This window comes from Streptomyces sp. NPDC101234 (assembly GCF_044767525.1).
Classification (GTDB): domain Bacteria; phylum Actinomycetota; class Actinomycetes; order Streptomycetales; family Streptomycetaceae; genus Streptomyces; species Streptomyces sasae.
The window spans coordinates 201,235-221,632 of sequence record NZ_JBIWOA010000012.1 but is presented as its reverse complement, the minus strand read 5'-3'; the positions used below and the strand labels follow the sequence as shown (position 1 = coordinate 221,632).

21 protein-coding genes are annotated in these 20,398 nt (G+C 71.8%); 11 read left to right on the top strand and 10 right to left on the bottom strand.

Annotated features, from left to right (window positions below):
- Nucleotides 1-78: 78 nt before the first annotated feature.
- A complete protein-coding gene (locus ACIRR9_RS23270; RefSeq protein ID WP_403754875.1) occupies nt 79-861 on the bottom strand; it encodes an SDR family NAD(P)-dependent oxidoreductase in 783 nt (260 codons plus the stop codon).
- A 51-nt stretch (nt 862-912) separates the two neighbouring features.
- The gene (locus ACIRR9_RS23265) at nt 913-1,677 is read right to left on the bottom strand and encodes an SDR family NAD(P)-dependent oxidoreductase (protein WP_403754872.1); all 765 of its coding nucleotides are present in this window, start codon (nt 1,675-1,677) and stop codon (nt 913-915) included.
- A 107-nt stretch (nt 1,678-1,784) separates the two neighbouring features.
- On the opposite strand from ACIRR9_RS23265, the gene ACIRR9_RS23260 reads away from it, so the two are divergent.
- The 5 genes from ACIRR9_RS23260 to ACIRR9_RS23240 are packed head-to-tail and all read left to right on the top strand — an operon-like array spanning nt 1,785 to nt 6,716.
- Nucleotides 1,785-2,687 (top strand): fumarylacetoacetate hydrolase family protein, encoded by a 903-nt coding sequence (locus ACIRR9_RS23260; protein ID WP_403754869.1) that lies wholly within the window; start codon nt 1,785-1,787, stop codon nt 2,685-2,687.
- Nucleotides 2,688-2,694: 7 nt separating this feature from the next.
- The gene (locus tag ACIRR9_RS23255) at nt 2,695-3,516 is read left to right on the top strand and encodes a fumarylacetoacetate hydrolase family protein (RefSeq protein WP_403754866.1); all 822 of its coding nucleotides are present in this window, start codon (nt 2,695-2,697) and stop codon (nt 3,514-3,516) included.
- A complete protein-coding gene (locus ACIRR9_RS23250; protein WP_403754863.1) occupies nt 3,513-4,733 on the top strand; it encodes an amidohydrolase family protein in 1,221 nt (406 codons plus the stop codon). The genes ACIRR9_RS23255 and ACIRR9_RS23250 overlap by 4 nt, the downstream gene beginning before the upstream one ends.
- On the top strand, nt 4,730-6,193 hold the full coding sequence (locus ACIRR9_RS23245; RefSeq protein WP_403754860.1) for a carboxylesterase/lipase family protein: 1,464 nt from the start codon (nt 4,730-4,732) through the stop codon (nt 6,191-6,193). Before ACIRR9_RS23250 ends, ACIRR9_RS23245 begins: the two co-directional genes overlap by 4 nt.
- Nucleotides 6,194-6,218: 25 nt before the next feature.
- Nucleotides 6,219-6,716: a carboxymuconolactone decarboxylase family protein gene (locus ACIRR9_RS23240; RefSeq protein ID WP_403754857.1), complete on the top strand. Its 498-nt coding sequence runs from the start codon at nt 6,219-6,221 to the stop codon at nt 6,714-6,716.
- On the opposite strand, the gene ACIRR9_RS23235 is transcribed toward ACIRR9_RS23240, so the two are convergent.
- Nucleotides 6,713-7,435, bottom strand: coding sequence for an alpha/beta fold hydrolase (locus tag ACIRR9_RS23235; protein ID WP_403754854.1), 723 nt, complete (start codon nt 7,433-7,435; stop codon nt 6,713-6,715). The two genes, ACIRR9_RS23240 and ACIRR9_RS23235, sit on opposite strands and share 4 nt — an antisense overlap.
- 224 nt (nt 7,436-7,659) lie before the next feature.
- Here ACIRR9_RS23235 and ACIRR9_RS23230 point away from each other — a divergent pair, with 224 nt between their 5' ends.
- Nucleotides 7,660-8,400, top strand: coding sequence for a GntR family transcriptional regulator (locus ACIRR9_RS23230; RefSeq protein ID WP_403754851.1), 741 nt, complete (start codon nt 7,660-7,662; stop codon nt 8,398-8,400).
- Between the two features lie 42 nt (nt 8,401-8,442).
- On the opposite strand, the gene ACIRR9_RS23225 is transcribed toward ACIRR9_RS23230, so the two are convergent.
- Nucleotides 8,443-9,231: an SDR family NAD(P)-dependent oxidoreductase gene (locus ACIRR9_RS23225; RefSeq protein ID WP_403754848.1), complete on the bottom strand. Its 789-nt coding sequence runs from the start codon at nt 9,229-9,231 to the stop codon at nt 8,443-8,445.
- Nucleotides 9,232-9,553: 322 nt separating this feature from the next.
- Between ACIRR9_RS23225 and ACIRR9_RS23220 the strand changes: the two genes are divergently transcribed.
- Nucleotides 9,554-9,952 (top strand): hypothetical protein, encoded by a 399-nt coding sequence (locus ACIRR9_RS23220; protein WP_403754846.1) that lies wholly within the window; start codon nt 9,554-9,556, stop codon nt 9,950-9,952.
- A 53-nt stretch (nt 9,953-10,005) separates the two neighbouring features.
- The gene (locus ACIRR9_RS23215) at nt 10,006-11,136 is read left to right on the top strand and encodes an FG-GAP repeat domain-containing protein (RefSeq protein ID WP_403754843.1); all 1,131 of its coding nucleotides are present in this window, start codon (nt 10,006-10,008) and stop codon (nt 11,134-11,136) included.
- Between the two features lie 89 nt (nt 11,137-11,225).
- Here ACIRR9_RS23215 and ACIRR9_RS23210 read toward each other — a convergent pair whose 3' ends face one another.
- Entirely contained in the window at nt 11,226-12,857 is a 1,632-nt protein-coding gene (locus ACIRR9_RS23210) for a multicopper oxidase family protein (protein ID WP_403754840.1), read from the bottom strand.
- A gap of 223 nt (nt 12,858-13,080) precedes the next feature.
- Nucleotides 13,081-13,743 (bottom strand): N-acetylmuramoyl-L-alanine amidase, encoded by a 663-nt coding sequence (locus ACIRR9_RS23205; protein WP_403754837.1) that lies wholly within the window; start codon nt 13,741-13,743, stop codon nt 13,081-13,083.
- Nucleotides 13,744-13,815: 72 nt separating this feature from the next.
- On the opposite strand from ACIRR9_RS23205, the gene mnmA reads away from it, so the two are divergent.
- A complete protein-coding gene (gene mnmA, locus ACIRR9_RS23200) occupies nt 13,816-14,952 on the top strand; it encodes a tRNA 2-thiouridine(34) synthase MnmA (RefSeq protein WP_403754834.1) in 1,137 nt (378 codons plus the stop codon).
- Here mnmA and ACIRR9_RS23195 read toward each other — a convergent pair.
- Nucleotides 14,928-15,254, bottom strand: a complete 327-nt coding sequence (locus tag ACIRR9_RS23195; protein WP_403754831.1) for a DUF427 domain-containing protein — start codon at nt 15,252-15,254, stop codon at nt 14,928-14,930. The genes mnmA and ACIRR9_RS23195 overlap by 25 nt on opposite strands.
- 156 nt (nt 15,255-15,410) lie before the next feature.
- Here ACIRR9_RS23195 and ACIRR9_RS23190 point away from each other — a divergent pair, with 156 nt between their 5' ends.
- Together ACIRR9_RS23190 and ACIRR9_RS23185 are read left to right on the top strand one after the other, a co-directional pair.
- The gene (locus ACIRR9_RS23190) at nt 15,411-15,950 is read left to right on the top strand and encodes a TIGR00730 family Rossman fold protein (RefSeq protein WP_403754828.1); all 540 of its coding nucleotides are present in this window, start codon (nt 15,411-15,413) and stop codon (nt 15,948-15,950) included.
- A 7-nt stretch (nt 15,951-15,957) separates the two neighbouring features.
- Nucleotides 15,958-16,665: an SDR family oxidoreductase gene (locus tag ACIRR9_RS23185; RefSeq protein WP_365342881.1), complete on the top strand. Its 708-nt coding sequence runs from the start codon at nt 15,958-15,960 to the stop codon at nt 16,663-16,665.
- 188 nt (nt 16,666-16,853) lie between these two features.
- Here the strand turns inward: ACIRR9_RS23185 and ACIRR9_RS23180 are convergent, their stop codons facing one another.
- The 3 genes from ACIRR9_RS23180 to ACIRR9_RS23170 form a co-directional block, all read right to left on the bottom strand.
- On the bottom strand, nt 16,854-18,077 hold the full coding sequence (locus tag ACIRR9_RS23180; protein ID WP_403754825.1) for a cytochrome P450: 1,224 nt from the start codon (nt 18,075-18,077) through the stop codon (nt 16,854-16,856).
- Nucleotides 18,078-18,237: 160 nt separating this feature from the next.
- Complete coding sequence (locus ACIRR9_RS23175; RefSeq protein WP_403754822.1) at nt 18,238-19,425, bottom strand: cytochrome P450; 1,188 nt, start codon at nt 19,423-19,425, stop codon at nt 18,238-18,240.
- Between the two features lie 197 nt (nt 19,426-19,622).
- Nucleotides 19,623-20,396: an IclR family transcriptional regulator gene (locus ACIRR9_RS23170; RefSeq protein ID WP_403754819.1), complete on the bottom strand. Its 774-nt coding sequence runs from the start codon at nt 20,394-20,396 to the stop codon at nt 19,623-19,625.
- Nucleotides 20,397-20,398 lie beyond the last annotated feature (2 nt).

Genomic DNA, 20,398 nt, shown 5'->3' with positions numbered 1-20,398 from the left:
CGGCCCCCGGGGATGGATGCGAACCGAATCCCGGGGGCCGGAGCTTTTCAAGGGAGGAGAAGCGTTCCTACCTTTTCCTTACGCCCCGATCATGTTGAATCCCCCATCAGCCACCAAGAAACCTCCTGTGATGTGCCCGGCATCCTCGGTCGCCAGGAACAGCGCGGCGCCGGCCAGTTCCTCCGGCCCCGGAATCCGCCCCATGGGCGTGTTCGCCCGCAGCACATCCCCGCGCCCGTTCTTCCAGTCCTCGCGCCCCAGCGTCGCCGCCGTCTCGATGAACCCCGGCGCGAAGACGTTCACCCGCACCTTCGGCGCGAACGCGTGCGCATACGACTTGGTCAGCCCGATGATCCCGTACTTCGCGGCCGCGTACTGCGGCGCCCGCGCACTGCCCCGCACCACCACCGTCGACCCGATGTTCACGATCGCCCCACCCCCCTCCTGCTCCAGCATCCGCGCCCCGAACTCGTGCGTGCACAGCAATGTGCCCTTGATGTCGACGGCGAGCACATGGTCGATGGACTCCTCCGTGATGTCCCGCCAGGACATCTGCTCCCGGGCGACGTCCCCCACGTTGTTGACCGCCACGTCCAGCCGTCCGAAGTGCGCCCACACCTCCTCCGCGAGCCGCGTGATCTGTGCGTGCTCGGAGATGTCGGCCTGCACGACGAGCGCCTTGCGGCCGAGCGCGGTCACCCGCTCCGCGGTCGCCTCGGCCCCCTCGCGGGAACCGCGGTAGTGGACGGCGACATCGGCCCCCTCCCGCGCCGCCCGCACGGCGATCTCCGCACCGAATCCGGTACCGGCGCCGGTGACGAGCACGGTCTTCCCGGCGAAACGTTCGAACACGGCGGTCATACGGCCTCCAAGGTCATCGTGGATGCTCCACGGTCATCGTGGACGGGAATGTCAGACGAGCGTCCGGCCGCCGTCGACGTACAACACCTGCCCCGTGACGAAGGCGGCGGCGTCGGACGCGAGGAAGAGCACCGGCCCGGTCAGGTCCGACGGCCGGCCCAGCCGGCCCGCGGGGACGAGGGACTCCAGGGACGCCCGGACCCCGGGCGCCGCGAGGTACTCACGGGTCAGATCGGTCTCGGTGTAGCCGGGCGCGACCGCATTGACGGTGACCCCGCTCGCCGCCCACTCCCGGGCCATGACCCGCATCAGCTGGTCGACGCCCCCCTTGGTCGCGGCGTACGGCGCGTGGTTCGTATGGGCCAACAGCCCGGACACGGACGACAGATAGACGATCCGCCCGTATCCGGCCGGCACCATCACCCCGCCCACGGCCCGTCCCAGCCAGAACGCGCTGTCGAGGTTGACCGCGGTGATCCGCTCCCACACCTCGTCCGGGGTGTCGAGCACCGGCCGCCGGTCATTGGTCCCCACCGCGTGCACGAACACATCGATGCCGCCCAGCAGTTCGGCGGCGTCGCCGACGGCCGCCCGGCAGTCGTCGGCCGAAGTGAGGTCCGCACACAGGCCCTTGACGGAGCCGGAACCGGAATCGGGACCGGCGGCCGCTGCCGCCTCGGACAGCTTTCCCTCGTCGACGTCCAGCACGACCACCGCGGCGCCCGCGCGGGCGAGCTCGCCCGCGACCACCGCTCCGATCCCGCCGGCCCCGGCGACCAGCGCCCTCGCCCCCGTGAAGTCCCATGTCGTCCGCATAGTTCGGACGGTAGGTCACCGCACCGATATGTGTCCACACTTTGCGCGCCTATTGACGATCGGGCGGGCTCAAGAGAGGCTGTCTGTCGACAGTTTAGGGAGGTCTGATGAAGCTGGTGACGTTCGACGGCGGCCCGGACTACGGACTGGTGGGCCGGCTCGACGCAGACACCGTCGTGGAACTGGAAGTGCCCTCCACCCGCGCCTACTTCGAGCGCGAGGGTCAAGTGGGCGAGACGGGGCGGACGTTCGCGCTCGCCGACGTCCGCCTCCGCGCCCCGATCGTGCCGAAGAAGTTCTTCCACACCGCGGGCAACTTCCGGGAACACCACGAGGACCTGGTCCGTGTGGACTGGTCCCACCCGGTCAACAAGGGGATCGTGTTCTTCCAGAACGTCGACGCGATCGTCGGCCCGGACGAGCCGATCGTGTACCCGGCGAACCTCACCCGGGAACTCGACTACGAACTCGAGCTCGCCATCGTCATCGGCAAGCCGGGCCGCTTCTTCTCCGCCGAGCAGGCCGTCGAGCACATCGCCGGCTATGTGATCTTCAACGACATCACCGCGCGGGACATCCAGCGCAAGGAGATGGAGTCCGGGGTCTTCTCCTTCTCCAAGGCGATCGAGACGTTCTGCCCGATCGGCCCGTACATCGTCACCGCCGACGAGATCGACGACCCGCACGCCCTGGACATGGAGCTCAGGGTCAACGGCGACGTCCGCCAGAAGTCCAACACCGGCCGGATGTCGGTCTCCATCCCGCAGCTGGTCGCCTACCACTCCCCGCAGACCTACAGCCCGGGCGACCTGATCACCACCGGCACCATCGCGGGTGTGGCCGCGAGCACCGAGGACCCGTTCGCCAACTATCTCAGGCCCGGGGACGTCGTGGAGGCCGAGATCGAGGGCCTGGGCGTGCTGCGCAACCCGGTGGTGTCCTGGCGCGAGGCCTACGGCGAGGACGAGCCGCCGGCCGAGTGGGGGCACCCTCTCTGGGGGAGGGTGTGATCGGGACATGCGCATCGCACAACTCGCCGGCCGCCCCGTCCTGCTGACCCCCGAGGGCGCCATCGACATACCGGCCTCCCTCGGCGCCGACCTCTTCGCCCGCTGGGACGACCTGCGCCGCTGGTCCGCCGCGGCGACCGGCGCCCGTCCGTACGACGAGTCCGAGCTGGAGCCCCCGGTACCTGCTCCCCGCCAGATCTTCGCCGTCGCCCTCAACTACCGCCCCCACACAGTCGAGGCGGGCTACGAGGAACCCGAAGTCCCGCTGGTCTTCACCAAGTTCGCCACCTGCCTCACCGGCCCGAACACCACGATCACGCTCCCGCCCGGCCATGTCGACTGGGAGCTGGAACTGGTGGCCGTCATCGGCCGCGAGGCCCACCGGGTGCCCGTGGAGAAGGGCTGGGACCCGGTCGTCGCGCTCACCGTCGGCCAGGACCTCTCCGAGCGGATCAGCCAACTCGCGGGCAGGCCCGCCCAGTTCTCGCTCGGCAAGTCCTACCCGGGCTTCGGCCCCGTCGGACCCGCACTCGTCAGCCTCGACGAGATCGACGACCCCGACGACCTGGAGCTGACCTGCGAGCTGAACGGCGAGACCGTCCAGCACGACCGCACCGCCAACATGATCTTCCCGATCCCCCGGCTCGTCGCCCACCTCAGCCGGTTCTGCACCCTCCTCCCCGGCGACCTGATCTTCACCGGCACCCCGGCGGGCGTCGGCAACCGCCGGGTCCCGCAGCGCTTCCTGACCCCCGAGGACGAACTGGTCAGCCGGATCGGGGGAGTCGGCGAGATGCGCCACCGCTTCTGGAGGCCGAGGACCCCATGACCAGCACGCTCTTCACCGACGTCCACGTCTTCGACGGCACCGGGCACGACCCGTACCCCGCGCAGGTCCTGGTCGAGGGCAACCGCATCACCGCGGTCGCCGAGCGCGTCCCGCGCGACCTGGCCGCCGAGGCCCGGGTCGTCGACGGAGGCGGCGGCACCCTGCTCCCCGGACTCGTCGACGCCCACACCCACCTCGGCTTCGGCTCCACCGTCGAGCACCTCTCCCGGCGCCGCGACGAACCCGCCGAGGAGAAGGCCCTGCTCGTCGCGCACGCGGGCCGGGTCCTCCTCGACCACGGCATCACCAGCGCCTACTCCGGCGGCAACCGGCTGCCCGGCACGGAGGTCGCCGCCCGCAAGGCGTTCGCCGAGGGCTGGATGCCAGGACCGCGCCTCAAGGCCGCCTCCTGGGAGGGCAGCGCGGGCATGGTCGAGCCAGGCGTCTACGACTTCCCCGGCATCGACCACCGCGCCTCCGACCCGGAGTCGGTCGCCCGGTTCGTCTCCGGCATGGCCGAACTCGGCGTCGACATCGTCAAGTTGTCCCTCTCCGGCGAGAGCGCCGTCGTACAGGGGACCTCGCGGATCGTGCAGTTCACCGACGAGGAGGTGGCCGCCGCCGCGTACACCGCCGAGAAGCACGGCGTCTGGCTCACCGCGCACGCGCACGCGGCCGAGTCGATCAAGATGGCCGTACGGCACGGCATCCGGGCCGTCTACCACTGCACCTTCGCCGACGAGGAGGCCCTCGACCTCCTCCAGGCCGCTCGCGACCGGATCTTCGTCGCGCCGACCCCGGGCATCATCCACGCCAACCTGCACGAGGCCGACAGCGAACCCGAGCCCGGCATGGAGGTCGAGGACACCCGGGACGCGGTCCGTGCGGTTGTACCCGAACTCGTGGCCCGGGGCATCCGGGTCGTCCCCGGCGGCGACTACGGCTTCGCCTGGAACCCGGTCGGCCGCAACCTGCGGGATCTGGAGCTGTTCGTGGACTGGTTCGGCTTCACCCCGGCCGAGGCGCTGCGCGCGGCGACGGAGTACGGCGGCCAGCTCATGGGGATGGGCGAGGAGCTCGGGCTGGTCCGGGAGGGGTATCTCGCGGACCTGGTGCTGGTGGACGGCGACCCGCTGGCCGACATCCGGCTTCTCCAGGACCGCGACCGGCTCCGGGTCATCATGAAGGACGGCGTGCTGCACAAGGCGGCCGGGTGATCAGGACCCGCACCGAGAACGGCCGTCTGGCGGGGGAGTACGACGGTGAGATCGCCGTCTTCCAGGGCATCCCGTTCGCCGAACCCCCCGTCGGCCCTCTTCGCTGGCGGCCACCGCGACCCGCTCCGCCCTGGGACGGCGAACGCCGGGCCGACACCTTCGGCCCGGCCCCGCTGCAGCCCCAGCCGCCCCGCGACTCGATCATGTACCACACCAACTTCGCCGACCGGCGGGCGCTGGTGATGAGCGAGGACTGCCTCTACCTGAACGTCTGGACCCCGGATCCGGCCCCGGGCACCCGGCTGCCGGTGATGGTCTGGGTGCACGGCGGCGGCAACCGCTACGGCCACGGCGGCCAGGAGATCCACCACGGCCGCTCGATGGCCCGGCGCGGTCTGGTCGTCGTCACCCTCAACCACCGGCTCGGCGCCCTCGGCTTCCTCGCTCACCCCGAACTCGCCGCCGAGGACGACCTGGGCGCGTCCGGCAACTACGGGGTGCTGGACATCGTCGCCGCCCTCACCTGGGTGCGGGAGAACATCACGGCCTTCGGCGGCGACCCCGACCGGGTCACCCTGGCCGGAAACTCGGCGGGCGCCGCCCATATCTGCCACCTCATGGCCGCACCGGCAGCCCGGCACCTCTTCCACGCCGCGATCGGCCAGAGCGCCTCCGGTGTCGGCCGGGCCGAGGGCACCCTCCCGGACCAGTCCATTGCGAAGAAGCAGGGGCTGCGCTGGGCGGACAACCGTGACCTCGGCGTCCTGCGCCGCCTGGACGGTGTCGAACTCGTCCTCAAGGGCCATTTCGGGCCGGTCGTCGACGGCCGTGTCCTCACCGAACCGAGCGACGACGTCTTCGGCTCCGGCCACCAGCACCCCGTACCCCTGCTCGTCGGGACCAACGACGACGAGGGCTCGGTGTACGCCTCGCTGGACATCCTGCGCCGGCTGCCCGTCGAGCCCGGCACGGACGAGGTGTACCCGTTGCGGGACGGCGACGAAGTCCGCCGTACAGCACGGGAGTTCACCGGCGAGAGCCGGTTCGTCTACCCGGTGTGGCACTGGGCGCGGACCCATGCGCCGGTCGCGCCCACCTGGCTGTACCGCTTCACCCGGACCCCTCCCCTGCCCCCCGGCCTCCCCCTGGCCCCGCCCCGGGACGGCCTCCCCGGCTACGGCGTCCACCACACCGCCGAACTGCCCTACACCCTCGACACATTGACGGCGCGCGCTTGGCCCTGGACCGACGCGGACCGTGAGCTGGCCCGCACCATGGCCGACACCTGGGCGCGATTCGTGACGGACCACGATCCGGGCGGCGGTCCGCTGCCCGGCTGGCCGGAGTTCACGGGGGAGAAGGCGATGGTGTTCGGCGGTGACACACCGGAGCTCGGACCGGTCCGACGGCTCGACGCCATGCGGCTGTTGGACCGGGTATCCCGCCCCCTGCTCGACTGACGCCCGACCGAACGGAAGGCCCCCCATGGCACGACTCCCCGACACCGAGGGCAGCGGCGAGGTCGCCGACCGCGTCCGCGCCCGGCGCGGCGGCAGCCTGCACCCGCTCGACCGGATGCTGCTGCACAGCCCGCCGGTGGCCGACGGCTGGAACAGCCTGCTCGGCGCCGTACGGCAGCGGATGTCGCTGCCCGCCGACCTCCGGGAGCTGGTCATCCTGCGGATCGCGGTCCTCAACCGGGCACCCTACGAATGGCAGGCGCATGAGCCGGACGCCCGGAAGGCCGGGCTCGGGGACCGGGAACTGGACGAAGTCCGCAAGGAGAAGCCGGAGTTCGAGGGGCGCACCGCGCGGGTCGTCGCCTACGCCGACGCGATGACCCGGGAGGTCCGGGTGCCCGACGCGTTGTTCGACGCCCTGCGGACGGACTTCGACGAGACGGAACTGGTGGAGCTGACGGCGACGGTGGCGGTCTACAACATGGTGTCCCGCTTCCTGGTCGCCCTGGAGGTGCACGACTAGCGGTTCAGAAAGCGGAGCAGCAGTCCGTTCCAGGTCTCCGGCCGCTCCCAGTGCGGGTTGTGGTCGGCGCAGGCGACGACGAGCGGCTCCGGGGATCCGAAGCGGCGGGCGAGACGGCGCAGTCGGGACGGCGGGCAGTAGGGGTCGGCGTCGCCGGTGATCAGCTGCACCGGGACGGTGAGGGGGTACAGGGCCGTCCGCGGGAGGGGCGGCGGGGAACCGGTGGCGGTGCCGGCCCGTTCGTGGAGCGCGCGCCAGGCGGCGACGCCGTCCGGGTCCTCGGCCCGGTACACCGGCCCCAGTTCCCGGAACTCGGCCGGCAGCGCGTCGAGATGGGCCGGGGCCGGGAGGTCCAGGGCGCTGCCCGAGAGGGTGAGTCCGAGCAGCCGGTTGCCGTGCGCGAGGGCGTGGGCGAGCGCGATCCGGCCGCCGGCCGCGGCACCGACGAGATGGAAGGCGCCCAGGCCCAGGTGGTCGGCGAGCGCGTTCAGGTCGGCCACCTCGCCGGCTCCGGCGGTGCCGGTGAGCGAGCCGCGGGCGCCGCGCCGTGAGTAGCCGATGACCCGGTGGCCCGCGGCGGCCAGCACCGGCTGCTGGTACGGCCAGCTCTCGCCGCTCCCGGAGTGCGGATGCAGCAGGATCACGGCGCCGCCGGGACCGCCGGTGTCCCAGCACCACAGACTGCCGCCGCCGGAGACGGGGATGTGATACTCCGTCACCGGTACCTGCGCGGGGACCGGTACCGGACGCCGGGGTGTCCGCGGGGGCGGTTCGCCGGTGTGCATCGCGCCTCCTGGAGTGCACTCGGTGACTGTCGACAGACGGTGGGTTACAGTGGGGGTGACCGTAGTACGGGACGGTACGAGAGTGCGATAGTGTCGACACCGTTGTGTCCGCTGTGAACCCGGAACCGGGCCCGGACACGGACCAGGGAGGGCACCCGATGACCGATCAGGACACGCATGTCGTGCTCGCCCGTCTGCTGCGGCTGCGGGACCGGCGGGAGCCGTTGGTCGCGCAGATCGCCGAGTGGGTGGGCGCCGGGATCATCGAGGGCCGGCTCGCGGCCGGCCAGGACCTCAACAGCGTCGACCTGTCACGCCGGTTCGACACCAGCCGCACCCCCGTGCGCGAGGCCCTGATGGTCCTCGAACAGGAGGGCCTGGTCGAGATGAAGGCGCGCCGCCGGCCCCGGGTCGCCGCGCCCTCCCTCCAGGACATCCGGGACATCTACCAGGTCCGGCGGCAGCTCCTGTCGATGCTCGCCGCCCTGCTGGTCGAGCGGGCCACCGACGACGAGATCGCCGAACTGCGCGGCCGCGTCGAGAAGATGCGCGGACTCGCCGACGAGGGCGACGTGGACGCGTACTTCTGGGGTCATGTGCAGCTCCAGGAGCGGATGACCGAGATCGTCGGCAACGCCACCCTCAAGCAGATCCTCGACTCCCTGGCGCTGCGCACCCTGATGCTCCGCCACCTCAGCCTGACCCGGCCCGGCCGCCTCGCCTACAGCGTCGACGACCAGGAACGGCTGATGCAGGCCTGCGAGGAGCGTGACGGCGAGCTGGCGTCCGCGCTGATCGCGGGGGCGACGGTGCGGGCGCTGCGTTCGGTGGAGGAGCAGATCCAGGAGCAGGAGACCGGCCGCAAGCCGTCACGTCGACGGCGCACCCCGTCGACGTGACGGCCCGCGAGTTTCCCGGGGCGGGCCGCAGAGCCCGCCCGTTCACTTCGCCAGCACCCCGCCGTCCACCGGGAAGTTGCCGCCGGTGACCCACGTGGACTCGTCGGACGCCAGATAGACGGCGCACCAGGCGATGTCCTCCGGCCTGCCGACCCGGCCCAGCGGGATACGGGCCAGCAGGGCCGCCTGGGCGGCGCCCTCGTGTGCGCCGGCCGACTCGGTGGCCGGCGTGCGGACCATGCCGGGGGAGATGGTGTTGGCCCGGATCCCCGCCGGGCCGCCCTCCACGGCGAGCTGGCGGGTCAGGCCGAGCACCGCCGACTTGCCGGCGCAGTGCGCGACCATGCCGAAGGTGCCGCTGCCCCGGAAGGCGTTCACCGAGGCGAAGTTGACGATCGAGCCGCCGCCGGAGGCCACCAGGTGCGGCCAGGCCGCCTGCACCGGCAGGAAGACCACGTCGACCTCACCGCGCATGGTCGGCGTCCACTGCGCCTCGAAGTCCATCTCCGCCGCGCTCGCCATGTGCGGGGCGATCGCGCCCGCCGTCACCAGCACGTCGATCCGGCCGTACCGCTCGTACGCCGAGTCCGCGTAACACCGGGCGTCCGCCGGGACCGTCATGTCCAGCGGAGCCATGACGTCCACCTTCACCCCCCGCTCGGCGGCGAGTTCACGGGTGCGGTCGGCCGCGGCCGCGTCGATGTCGCAGCCGACCACGGTGGCGCCCTGCTCGGCGAAGAGCAGCGCGCAGCCCTGGCCGATGCCCGCGCCCGCGCCGGTGACGAGGGCGACCTTGCCCAACAGGCGTTGTCCGAGCCGGGGATCGGTCATGACGTTCTCCTCGTCGTGTGGAAAGGTCCTCCGCTAAGTGTCTAGTGTCGACAGTAAGGCTTGGTCAAGGGGTCCTGAGTCTTTCACAGTGCGATGTGTCGACACTGTGCCGGTTCTTAGGGCACACTGCGGGTTCAGCGGGAAGGCCGCGCAGCCGGTGCGGAACCTGTGTGTGGGCGTCCAGAAAAGTCACAGCCCGACAAGGGCCACAGCAAAGGCGCGCACTTTACGTTCCGTTGAACGGCCGGTCACGCGGTGCGCTGCCCCCCTGGATACCGCGTGACCGGCCTCCCCAGCCATCGAGTCGACGGAGGGCCGCCCCATGACCGTCGTACCAACGCACCAAGAGCTGCCGGGCAGCACGCTGAGGATGCCGATCCGGATCGCCGGCGCGGGAGTCACGGCGGCACCGCTCGGCGCGGCTTCGGCCGTCGTCTCGGTGGACTCGGCCTCCGGCGCCGTCGCGGATGCGGCCTCCGTCACCGGACGGGCCCTGGTGTCCGCCCCCGCGGGCCCGGACTTCGTTCGCACGGCCGACCCGTCCGGCACTGCGGGCGAGGCCTCGCCGGTCGGCCCGCCCGGCAGGCCGGGGGCTCACGAGGTCACCGACGCCCGGTACGCGGCCCGTCGCGGCCGCACCGCCCACCACCGGGGCGAGGGCCGGGACGGCAGCGGTGGCCACCCGGCGGTGGGCTCGCGCGTCGCCGTCGGTCAGAGCTGAGCGATGCGGCCCCTGAAATCAGTCAAGTCCCTTGAGATGAGAGGCAGTACGGCATGACCCGGCACATCTGTCTGCGGATCGCCGTGACCGGCGGGCTGCTCCTCGCCGGCACGCTCCCCGCGCTCCCCGCGGTGGCCGCCGACGGCGGCTGCGCCCCGTCGTACACCCTGACCGGCTCCGCCGCCGCCGGCACCAACACCCGCCATGTCGTCACCGCCGACCTGAACGGCGACGGAGTGGCGGACGTGGTCGCGGCCAATCTCGACGCCGACTCGGTGACCGTGCTGCTGGGCGAGGAGGACTGGACGTTCGCGGCGGGCAGCACCTACGCGGTGGGGACCCGGCCGTACCAGACCGTGGTCGCCGACTTCGACGGCGACGGGCATCCGGACCTCGCGACCGCCGACTTCGGCGGCGCCCAGGTGAGCGTGGAGCTCAACTCCGGCGACGGCACCTTCGGCACGGCCACGGCGATCGACGTCTCCGGGTCGCCACGGGCGCTCGCCACGGGCGACCTCAACGGCGACGGCCTGGCCGATCTGGTGGTCGCCGAGCAGCAGACCAGCACCGTACGGGTGCTGCTCGGCAACGGGGACGGCACCTTCACCGACGCCGGCCAGACCGCCACCGGAAGCCAGCCGCACGGTGTCGTCGTCGGGGACTTCGACGGCGACGGCCATGCCGACGTGGCCACGGCGAGCGTCGGCAGCGCCGGGGTGAGCGTGCTGCTCGGCGACGGCACCGGAGCCCTGGGCGCCGCCACCGGCTACGCCACCACCTCCCGCCTCTACTCCCTCGCCGAGGGCGACTTCAACGGAGACGGCAGCCCCGACCTGGCCACGGTGAGCAACGGCGCCGACACCCTGGACGTGCTGCTGGGCAACGGGGACGGCACCTTCGGTGCGGCCACCACCTACAGCACGCCCGCGCTGCCGGTCGCCGTGGGCGCCGCCGACCTCGACGGGGACGGCACCACGGATCTGCTGGTCTCCTCCCTGCGCGGCAACTCGGTCACGCCGTACGAGGGCGCCACCAACGGCACCCTCACCCAGCTGACCGACGTACCGGCCACCGGCGCCTACGACGCGACGGCGGCCGACCTGGACGGCGACGGCGTCCGCGACCTCGTGGTGGCGGACAGCACGGGCGGCCAGGTCGATGTGTTCCGGGGGACCTGCCGGTGACCGGAACCTCAAGAGCGGCTGCCGCCGGCACTTCCACTGCCGGCGGCAGCCTCCGCAAGAGGCCCCAGAGACGACTGGATGTCCCTGACCTAGCTGTCCGTGACCATGAGGGACGCCATCATTCCCTCGTCCTCGTGCTGCAGAAGATGACAATGCAGCATGTACATGTACGTGGAGTCGGAGAAGTCCGTGAACTCCATGGCGATCTCGATCGAGCCGCCGCCGACCACCTCGTACGTGTCGTACCAGCCGAGTTCGACGCCGGTGGGATCGTCGCCGTTGATGGAGATCAGCTGATACGGCACGTCGTGCAGATGGAACGAGTGCTCCAGCTGCGTGGAGTTCTTGATCGTCCAGATCTCCTTCGACCCGACGGTCGTGCTGATCATGGCCATCGAGCTCATGCTGGTGCCGACCGAGCCGTTGATCATCATCTTCGTGCCGGACTGGCCGAGGGTGATGGTGCGGGCGGTGAAGTCGCTGGTGTCGTACCGGTCGATCGTCCGGAGCGAGCTGGGCAGGTCGGACACGGTGTCGGAACCGCTCGCGGTGACGGCGAGGAAGTCGTACGTGCCGCTGCCGCCGCGCACCCAGCCGGTGGTGACGACCGCCTGGAGGGTGACGTCGGCCGAGAGGTCCATGACCATCTCGGCGCGGGCACCGGCCACCAGCCGGATCTCCGTCACATCGGCCGAGGAGGCCAGGTAGCCCTGGTCGGTGGCGATCTGGGTCATCGTGCCGCCGTCGCTGCGCTGGATGGTGATGATGTCCGACGGCGAGGCGTTGAGCAGCCGGAACCGGGTCCGGGTCTTGGTGGCGGTGAAGGTGAGGGTGGTGTCGTCGACGTTGGTGCCGTTGACCAGCAGCGGGAAGGTGAGGCCGCTGGTGAGGTAACCGCTCAGGTCGTACTTGATGTCGCCGGAGGAGTCCACGGCCAGGCACTGGAAGATCAGCGGGATGTCGTCGGTGCCGTAGGTGGTGGGCAGTGCGGAGCTGGTGGTGTTGTCGCTGTCGTCGACGATGATCATGCCGGCCAGGCCGTGCACGGCCTGCTTCGCCGTGGTGCCCAGCGCGTGCGGGTGGTACCAGAGCGTCATGGGCTCGTCCTTGACCGTGAAGGTCGGGGACCAGGTGTCTCCGTCGGAGAAGGCGACCTGGGGACCGCCGTCCATCTTGGCCGGGACGTGCGCGCCGTGGAAGTGGACCGTGGTGTCCTCGCCCAGGCTGTTGGTGATGTTGAGGACGTTGGTGTTGCCCTTGGTCCACTTCATGGTCGGGCCGAGGAACGACTGGTTGTAGCCGGCGGTGGTGCTGCTGACACCGCTGAGGATCTCGGTGGTGCCGGTCTCCGCCTCCAGCGTGAAGGTGGTGGTGCTGTCGGAGGTGGTGCCCTCCAGGAGGTCCGGGATGGACAGGGTGGCCGTGTTGGTCGCCGCCCCGGCCTTGTTGCCGTTCGCGTCGGTCAGCAGGGCGAAGGTCGCGCCGCCCGCGGCGACGGCGCCCAGACCGACACCGGCCATGCCGCCGAGGAACTTCCGCCGGTGAACGCCCTTGCCGCGCTTGGCCGTCGCGTCCTTGGTGTGCTCGGCGTCGGTGACGCGCTCCGCCTTGGAGTGCTCCGGCTTGGAGTGCTCCGCACCCTTGGCACGACGTCGCCGGCCGCGGGTTTCCTGGTCTTCGCTTCCGTCCGCCCCGAAGGCGGGATCCGTGGTGTGGCTCATGGCCCCGGATGTTTGACCTGGGGACTGTGTGAAATCTGAGGCGAACTTAGGAGGCAACCCGAGGGACTGTGAAGCGGCCATGGACGCTGATAATGCTTAACTCCCTTGAGGGGAGGGCGAGTTGATCAGGCGCAGCTAGCGCCCCGGGTGTGGGACGCAACGGACACAAGCAGTGCGCAGGATAAGCACAAGATAACGATTAAGTCACAGGTGGAACTGGGGTTCAGGTCTGTCCGACCCGCCGCACAAGCCCCATGTAGCGATCCCAGTCCCAGTGCTTCCCCGGGTCGGTGTGATCCGTCCCCGGCACCTCCACATGCCCGATCACATGCTCGCGGTCCACGGTCATGCCGTACCGCCGGCATATCGCGGCCGTCAGCCGGGCCGACGCCGCGTACATCGCGTCCGTGAAGTCCTGCGGCCGGTCCACGAACCCCTCGTGCTCGATCCCGACACTGCGCTCGTTGTACGACCGGTTCCCCGCGTGGAACGCCACGTCCAGCTCGCGGACCAGCTGCGTGATCCGTCCGTCCTTGCGCACGATGTAGTGCGCCGCCGCCTCGTGCGCCGGGTCCTGGAAGGCCTTCACCGCGCTCGCGTAACCGCCCTGGGTGACATGGATGACCACCCGGTCCACCGGATAGTCGTCCGGCCGGTTCGCCGTCCGGTAGTTCGCGGGCGAGGCGGCCACCCAGCGCGCACCCCTGAAGTCCACCGCGCCCGCCACCCGGGCCTTGCGCACCCCCGGCAGCCGCCAGTACAGCCGCGCCAGCTCGTCCCTGGTCAGCGCCGCCGTACCCACCGCGGCCGCCGCCCCGCCGACCAGCAGCGCCCGCCGCCCGATCCGCCGGTCCTGATCACCCGCCACTGTCCGATCCACCCCCATGTGCACCCCCGTGTGATCTCCAACGGATACTCGCGGGCCCCGGTTCCCGCGCCCCCGTACCCTGGAGGGGTTATGACTGACACCCCGCAGCGCACCCGCCCCCTCCGCGTCCTCGCCGCCATGTCGGGCGGCGTGGACTCCGCCGTCGCCGCCGCCCGCGCGGCCGAAGCGGGCCACGACGTCACCGGCGTCCATCTCGCGCTCTCCGCGAACCCCCAATCCTTCCGCACCGGCGCGCGGGGCTGTTGCACCATCGAGGACTCCCGCGACGCCCGCCGCGCCGCCGACGTCATCGGCATCCCGTTCTACGTCTGGGACCTCGCCGACCGCTTCCGCGAGGACGTCGTCGAGGACTTCATCGCCGAGTACGAGGCCGGCCGCACCCCCAACCCGTGCCTGCGCTGCAACGAGAAGATCAAGTTCGCCGCGCTGCTGGACAAGGCCCTCGCGCTCGGCTTCGACGCCGTCTGCACCGGCCACTACGCGCAGGTCGTGACCGGTCCCGACGGCTCCCGCGAACTGCACCGCGCCTCCGACATGGCCAAGGACCAGTCGTACGTCCTCGGCGTCCTCGACGAGAAGCAGCTCGCCCACGCGCTCTTCCCGCTCGGCGACACCGTCACCACCAAGGACGAGATCCGCGCCGAGGCCGAGCGCCGGGGGCTTGCGGTCGCGAAGAAGCCCGACTCGCACGACATCTGCTTCATCGCCGACGGCGACACCCAGGGCTTCCTCGCCCAGCGGCTCGGCAAGGCCGAGGGCGACATCGTCGACGAGTCCGGGGAGAAGCTCGGCACCCACGAGGGCGCGTACGGCTTCACCATCGGCCAGCGCAAGGGCCTGCGCATCGGCACCCCGGCCGCCGACGGCAAGCCGCGCTACGTCCTGGACATCTCACCGGTGGACAACACGGTGACGGTCGGCCCGGCCGACGCCCTCGACGTGACCGGCCTCACCGCGATCAAGCCCCGCTGGTGCGGCGCCGCCCCCACCGGCCCCGGGGTCTACACCGCCCAGCTCCGCGCCCACGGCGGCGAGACCGAGGTGAGCGCGGAGCCGGCCGACGGCGAGCTGCACGTCACGTTCACGGAGCCGGTCCGCGGCGTCGCCCCCGGCCAGGCGATCGTCCTGTACGACGGCACGCGCGTCGTCGGCTCGGCGACCATCGCGACGACGGTACGGCGTCAGCCGGTGACCTCGACCTCGTAGAAGCAGAGGTGGTCCTTGATCCGGGCGACGTCGGCCTTGGGCTCCGGGTACGCCCAGACCAGGTCCGGCGCGTCCGGCCGGGACCAGTACGAGGCGGTGCCCTTGAAGGGACAGACGGTGTGCGACTCGGAGGGCGCGAGCAGATCGAGCCGCACGTCGTCGGCGGGGATGTAGTAACGCGGGGGACAACCGGTCTCGTGCAGGACGAGGGCCCGGTCGCTCTCGGCGAGAACCAGATCGCCGTGCGTCACACGCACGTGCTGGTCACTGTCTTCGATGGTGATCGTGTGTCCTGAGGCCATGTAGAGGTGACGCGGATCGGGGCCCACTTGTTCCCGACGCCCGGTGGAGCGCCCCGACAGGGGCGCGGGGCTGTATCGATTTGCGGCTCCGCCGCGTGGGCGCGACCAGCCACAACGCACCCGCAGCCGCCGAAGCGCAATGCTTACCCTGACCCCATGCGAATCTGTGTCTTCCTCTCCGCCGCCGACCTCGACGACCGCTACACCCGTCCCGCCCGGGAATTTGCGGAACTGATCGGCAAAGCCGGCCACGCCCTCGTCTGGGGAGGCTCCAACGTCGGCCTCATGAAGGTCGTCGCGGACGGAGTCCAGGAAGCCGGCGGCAAGCTGATCGGCGTCTCCGTCGACTTTCTCGCGAACAAGGCCCGCCCCGGCGCCGACGAGATGGTCGTCGCGGCCGACCTCGCGGAGCGCAAGCGGCTCCTGCTGGAGAAGGCCGACGCCGTGGTCATCATGGTCGGCGGCACCGGCACCCTCGACGAGGCCACCGAGATCCTGGAACTGAAGAAGCACGGCCGCACGGACAAGCCGGTCGTCCTGCTGAACACCGCCGGCTTCTACGACGGCCTGGAGGAACAGTTCCGCCGCATGGAGGCGGAGGGCTTCCTGCCCCGCCCCCTGTCGGAGCTGATGCACTTCGCCGCCGAGCCCGCCGACGCGCTCGCCCACCTGGAGGCGAACCGGAGCACCGGCTGATGCGAGCATGGCCCTCATGGCAACTCATGTGATCACCGGCGCCGGTTCCGGTATCGGCGCCGCCGTGGCCCGCCGGCTGCACGCGCGCGGGGACGAACTCGTCCTGCACGCGCGCGACGCGGGCCGCGCGAAGGAACTGGCGGCGGAATTCCCCGGCGCCCGCACCCTGGTCGGCGACCTGGCGGACCCGGACAAGCTGTCCTGGGCGTTCTCCCACCAGACGCTCCCGGAGCGGATCGATTCGCTGCTGCACATCGCGGGCGTGGTCGACCTGGGCGAGGTCGGCGAGCTGACCCCGAAGTCCTGGCGCCACCAGCTCAACGTCAACCTGGTCGCACCGGCCGAGCTGACCCGGCACTTCCTGCCCCAACTCCGCGCCGCCCGAGGCCATGTGCTGTTCGTGAACTCGGGCGCGGGACTCAACGCCCACGCGGGCTGGTCGGCGTACGCGGCGTCCAAGCACGGCCTGAAGGCCCTCGCCGACTCCCTCCGTCACGAGGAGGGCGGCAACGGCATCAGGGTCACCTCGGTCTACCCGGGCCGCACGGCGAGCCCGATGCAGGCCAAGGTCCACCAGCAGGAGGGCAAGGAGTACGACCCGGCGAGGTGGATCGACCCGGAGTCGGTGGCCACCACGATCCTCACGGCCCTGGACCTCCCGAGGGACGCGGAGATCAACGACGTCACCGTGCGCCCCGGCCCGGTGCGGGGCTAGGCGCTCCGCTGGAAACGCCGCGACAAGCCGTGTGTCGACTGCGGGTGCGTCGTGGCTGGTCGCGCAGTTCCTCCCCTGGAAACGCCGCGACAAGCCGTGTGTCGACTGCGGGTGCGTCGTGGCTGGTCGCGCAGTTCCTCCCCCAGCCTTCGGCCGGGGGTACCCCCAGCGCCCCTTCGGGGCGCTGCTCAGCGCAGCGTCAGCCGGCCGCGGAAGTCCTCCGGCACCGGCGCGAACCGGAGCGCCATCGTGACCGCCTCCGGCCGCTCCACCGTCAGCCGGTAGCGGGTGCACATCAGATGGCACAGGGCCATCAGCTGGACGACGGCGAGGTTCGCGCCGACGCATTTCTTCGGCGCCCAGCCGAACGGCACATAACAGGCGCGGTCCGCCGGACCGTGCCCGGCGCCGGGGAGGAAACGGTCCGGGTCGAAGACATCGGGCCGCTCCCAGACCCGCTCGTCGCGATGGATCAGATGCGGGCTCAGCAGATACCACTGCCCCGGCTCCAGCCGGGTCTTCCCCAGGTCGAACGCGAACGACGAGCGGCGTACCAGCAGCAGCGGCGGACTCCACATCCGCAGCGTCTCCTTCACGAACCGGTGGGTCACCGGGGCCGCCCTGGTGGGGGCCGTGCGGAACTCCACCGGGTCCACCGTGCTCAGTTCGGCCTCCAGCCTGTCCTGCCATTCGGGGTGCCGGACGAACTCGTACAGCAGGCTCGCGGCGGCGGTGCCGGGCGGGCCCCCGATGGCGGTCAGGACGGTGGTCACCACGTCCAGGGCGCGGTCCATGCCGAGTTCCGGCAGCAGGTCCACGAACGGGTCGGCGAGGTCGGGTTCGCGCCCGCGCCGACCACGGGCGCGCTCCCGCAGGACCCGGCGCACCACCAGCCCCGCGCGGATCTGCACGGCGACATGACGGAGGTGGTGCAGGACGCCGCCCGGCGTGGGCGACACCAGCCGCGACAGCTTCATCTCCAGGTCCCGGCGCACCAGATCGGCCTCGGCGGCGGTGAGCCCGCCGAGCGCGACGGGCAGCAGCGAACGCAGCACCACGTCCTGCATCAGCATGGTCAGGTCGGTGTCGTGCCCGGTGCTCGCGTCCAGCACCCGCTCCATGCGCTCGATCAGCAGACCGTGCTGCTCGGCCGTGGCGAGGGCGTGCAACCGGGTCAGCCACGTGGAACGGATCCGGCTCCACCGCATCTCGGGGCTGCGCCGCCGGCGCACCAGGTCGACCAGGCGGTCCTGCATGACGAACCGGTGCCAGTTCGTGGCGCTGACGTGGCGCGCCGCCTCCGGCTCGAAGACCCCGAGCCGCTGGTCGTCGACCCAGAAGATGCCGTCCTCCTGGGCGCTGCGCAGCCGCATGGAACTCAGGAAGTCCTCGGGGTGCTGCGGGGTGGTCATCGTGAGCGTTCCCCTCCTGGGGGCGCGGGGAGCCGACTGGTGGTGCCGCCTCCCCGCGCGGGGCCGGTCAGATGTGGTGGTACAGGTACCAGAACTGCCCGTACGAACGGCGGACGTTGAGGACCGACTTCGTCTTGAGGTACAGCGCGCGCATGCTGGTTCACCTCCTCTCGGGACAGCGGTCGGGACGGCTCAGCGTCGCGGTGAACCGCGGCGGAGCCAGCGCCGGACCCACCTGGGGCCCGTCGCCGTCAGGGGTGACCGACAGACGCCAGTCACGGGTCAGGAGGCCGACCAGGTCCTCCAGCAGCCGTACGGTGACGGTCGCGCCGGCACAGGTGTGCGCGCCGAGGCCGAACGGCAGGTAGGCGGCCGTGTCCGGAGTGCCCTCTGCCCAGCGCTGCGGGACGAACTCTTCGGGCCGCTCCCAGTGCCCGGGGTGCCGGTGCACCAGATAGCTGCACACCATGAGCCGGTCCCGGGGCGTGACCCGCACCCCGCCCAGCTCCTGCACCCGGTCGGGGGTGCGGGCGAACAGCCACGCCACCGGCCACAGCCGCAGCGCCTCGCGCACGGTCCAGCTCGGTTCCGCCGCGGTGTGCTCAGGGTGCGTGCCCAGCAGCCGGACCGACCAGCCCAGCGCGAAGCCGATCGAGCCGGCCGTGGCGAACAGGAAGGACAGATAGACCTCGACGAGGTCCCGCGGGTCCGCCTCCGGGCCGCCCCCGCCGACGACGACGTCGACGAGGTCGCGCGGCCCCGAAGGGTGGTCGAGCGGCCGTGCCGCCCGCTGCCGGGCGCGCATCTCCAGGTACAGGGTGCGCAGCGCACGGCGGCGGAACAGCAGCCGGGACGGCGCCGGGTGGCGCCGCCGCGCACCCGCCAGCACCGAGCGGGCGACGATCGCCTCCACGGTCGCGTGCAGGTGGGGCGGGGCGTCCGGGTGCAGCAGCACATCGCGCAGATGCTCCAGGACGAGCAGGTTCCCGGCGTCCGGCCACTCGCTGCGCGGTGCGAGCCGCTCGGCCACCAGCCGGGGCAGGTCGTCTCGACGCTCCTGGAGGTGTCGCTGTATCAGGGTGCGGGCGGCTCGGCCGATGGCGAGCTGCGCGGAACGCGGCCCGAAGACACCGTGCCGGTGGTGGTAGAAGTCGGAGGTGTCCGCGACGGCGCCGTGCCGGTTGCCCATCACCGCCCGGGCCGCCTCGGGCTCGGCCACGCACACCGCGCCGCCGAGCGCCGACCGCCATACGTCGGACCCGCCGTCGAACTCCGCCTTCAGCAGGGCCAGCGCGTCGCCTCGGCGGGCGGCCTCGCCGTTCCCGGGGCGTGCGGGCGACGACGTCATGGGTGTCCTCCCTGAACGGTGGTGGGGGCTGGGGCTGGGGGCTGTGTGGGCCGCCGTCGGCCGGTCTCCGGCGTGGGGCGCCTCGGCCGACGGACCCAGACTGGGGAGCGGGAGCCGCCCTGTCGCCCGTTGTGCCGATGAGCGGAACGGCGGGGCGGGACGGGACCGTGTGTGCAGGGCGGGCACCGGTCCCGGTGTCACCGGCGACGGCCCAGCCCCGCCGTGATGGCCGACGCGGCACGGCGGGCGGTGTCGGCGAGGCGGTCCAGGTGATGGTCGGGGCCGGTAAGCACGCTCAGCGCCGCCACCGGGGCACCGTCCGCCGCGTACACGGGTACGGCGGCGCAGCACACCCCCTCCAGTACCTCCTCGTGGTCGTAGGCGGCCCCGAGCTCCCGGATCCGCCCGGCCTCCTCCGGCCACGCCCGGGGCAGTGGGCCGGGCGCCGGGCCGGGGCGGGTCCAGGCGGCGAGGACCTTGCCGGCCGCCGTGTACCAGGGCCAGACCAGCCGGTCGTCGGGCAGCGGGCGCGGCGCGTCCGCCGCCGCCGTCCAGTCCAGAACCAGCGTCTGGCCCCGGTGCAGTACGGCGAGCGCGACCGTCATGCCGGTGACGGCCGTCAGCCGCCGCAACGGCTTCCGCGCGGCCGACCGCAGGCCCGGGTGCGGCTGCCAGCCCTGGCCCAGCCGGAACATGCCCGGCCCGATGCGGTACCGGCCCGCACTGCGTTCGACTGCTCCCAGTTCCACCAGTTGGTCGAGCAGCCGGTACGCGGTCGTCTTGGGCAGGCCGCACGCGGCGGCGAGCGCGGTCACACCGGCGTCCTGCTCCCGTTGCAGCGCGTTCAGCAGAGCGAAGGCCCCTTCCAGGACACCCCGTCCGGCCGCCGCCGACAGCGCTCCGCCGAGGCCGGCCGAAGAGGCCGAGGCCGGCGGTGCGATCCGTGACGGTGCCGGGACGGTCGAGGTCACCC

Coding starts and splice junctions, on each gene's coding strand:
- ACIRR9_RS23175 (WP_403754822.1), bottom strand. CDS start 19,425: ATGACGTCGTCGCCCGCACGCCCCGGGAACGGCGAGGCCGCCCGCCGA.
- ACIRR9_RS23185 (WP_365342881.1), top strand. CDS start 15,958: ATGGCCCTCATGGCAACTCATGTGATCACCGGCGCCGGTTCCGGTATC.
- ACIRR9_RS23270 (WP_403754875.1), bottom strand. CDS start 861: ATGACCGCCGTGTTCGAACGTTTCGCCGGGAAGACCGTGCTCGTCACC.
- ACIRR9_RS23215 (WP_403754843.1), top strand. CDS start 10,006: ATGACCCGGCACATCTGTCTGCGGATCGCCGTGACCGGCGGGCTGCTC.
- ACIRR9_RS23225 (WP_403754848.1), bottom strand. CDS start 9,231: ATGACCGATCCCCGGCTCGGACAACGCCTGTTGGGCAAGGTCGCCCTC.
- ACIRR9_RS23255 (WP_403754866.1), top strand. CDS start 2,695: ATGCGCATCGCACAACTCGCCGGCCGCCCCGTCCTGCTGACCCCCGAG.
- ACIRR9_RS23230 (WP_403754851.1), top strand. CDS start 7,660: ATGACCGATCAGGACACGCATGTCGTGCTCGCCCGTCTGCTGCGGCTG.
- ACIRR9_RS23180 (WP_403754825.1), bottom strand. CDS start 18,077: ATGACCACCCCGCAGCACCCCGAGGACTTCCTGAGTTCCATGCGGCTG.
- ACIRR9_RS23250 (WP_403754863.1), top strand. CDS start 3,513: ATGACCAGCACGCTCTTCACCGACGTCCACGTCTTCGACGGCACCGGG.
- ACIRR9_RS23260 (WP_403754869.1), top strand. CDS start 1,785: ATGAAGCTGGTGACGTTCGACGGCGGCCCGGACTACGGACTGGTGGGC.
- mnmA (WP_403754834.1), top strand. CDS start 13,816: ATGACTGACACCCCGCAGCGCACCCGCCCCCTCCGCGTCCTCGCCGCC.
- ACIRR9_RS23240 (WP_403754857.1), top strand. CDS start 6,219: ATGGCACGACTCCCCGACACCGAGGGCAGCGGCGAGGTCGCCGACCGC.
- ACIRR9_RS23220 (WP_403754846.1), top strand. CDS start 9,554: ATGACCGTCGTACCAACGCACCAAGAGCTGCCGGGCAGCACGCTGAGG.
- ACIRR9_RS23265 (WP_403754872.1), bottom strand. CDS start 1,677: ATGCGGACGACATGGGACTTCACGGGGGCGAGGGCGCTGGTCGCCGGG.
- ACIRR9_RS23195 (WP_403754831.1), bottom strand. CDS start 15,254: ATGGCCTCAGGACACACGATCACCATCGAAGACAGTGACCAGCACGTG.
- ACIRR9_RS23190 (WP_403754828.1), top strand. CDS start 15,411: ATGCGAATCTGTGTCTTCCTCTCCGCCGCCGACCTCGACGACCGCTAC.
- ACIRR9_RS23205 (WP_403754837.1), bottom strand. CDS start 13,743: ATGGGGGTGGATCGGACAGTGGCGGGTGATCAGGACCGGCGGATCGGG.
- ACIRR9_RS23210 (WP_403754840.1), bottom strand. CDS start 12,857: ATGAGCCACACCACGGATCCCGCCTTCGGGGCGGACGGAAGCGAAGAC.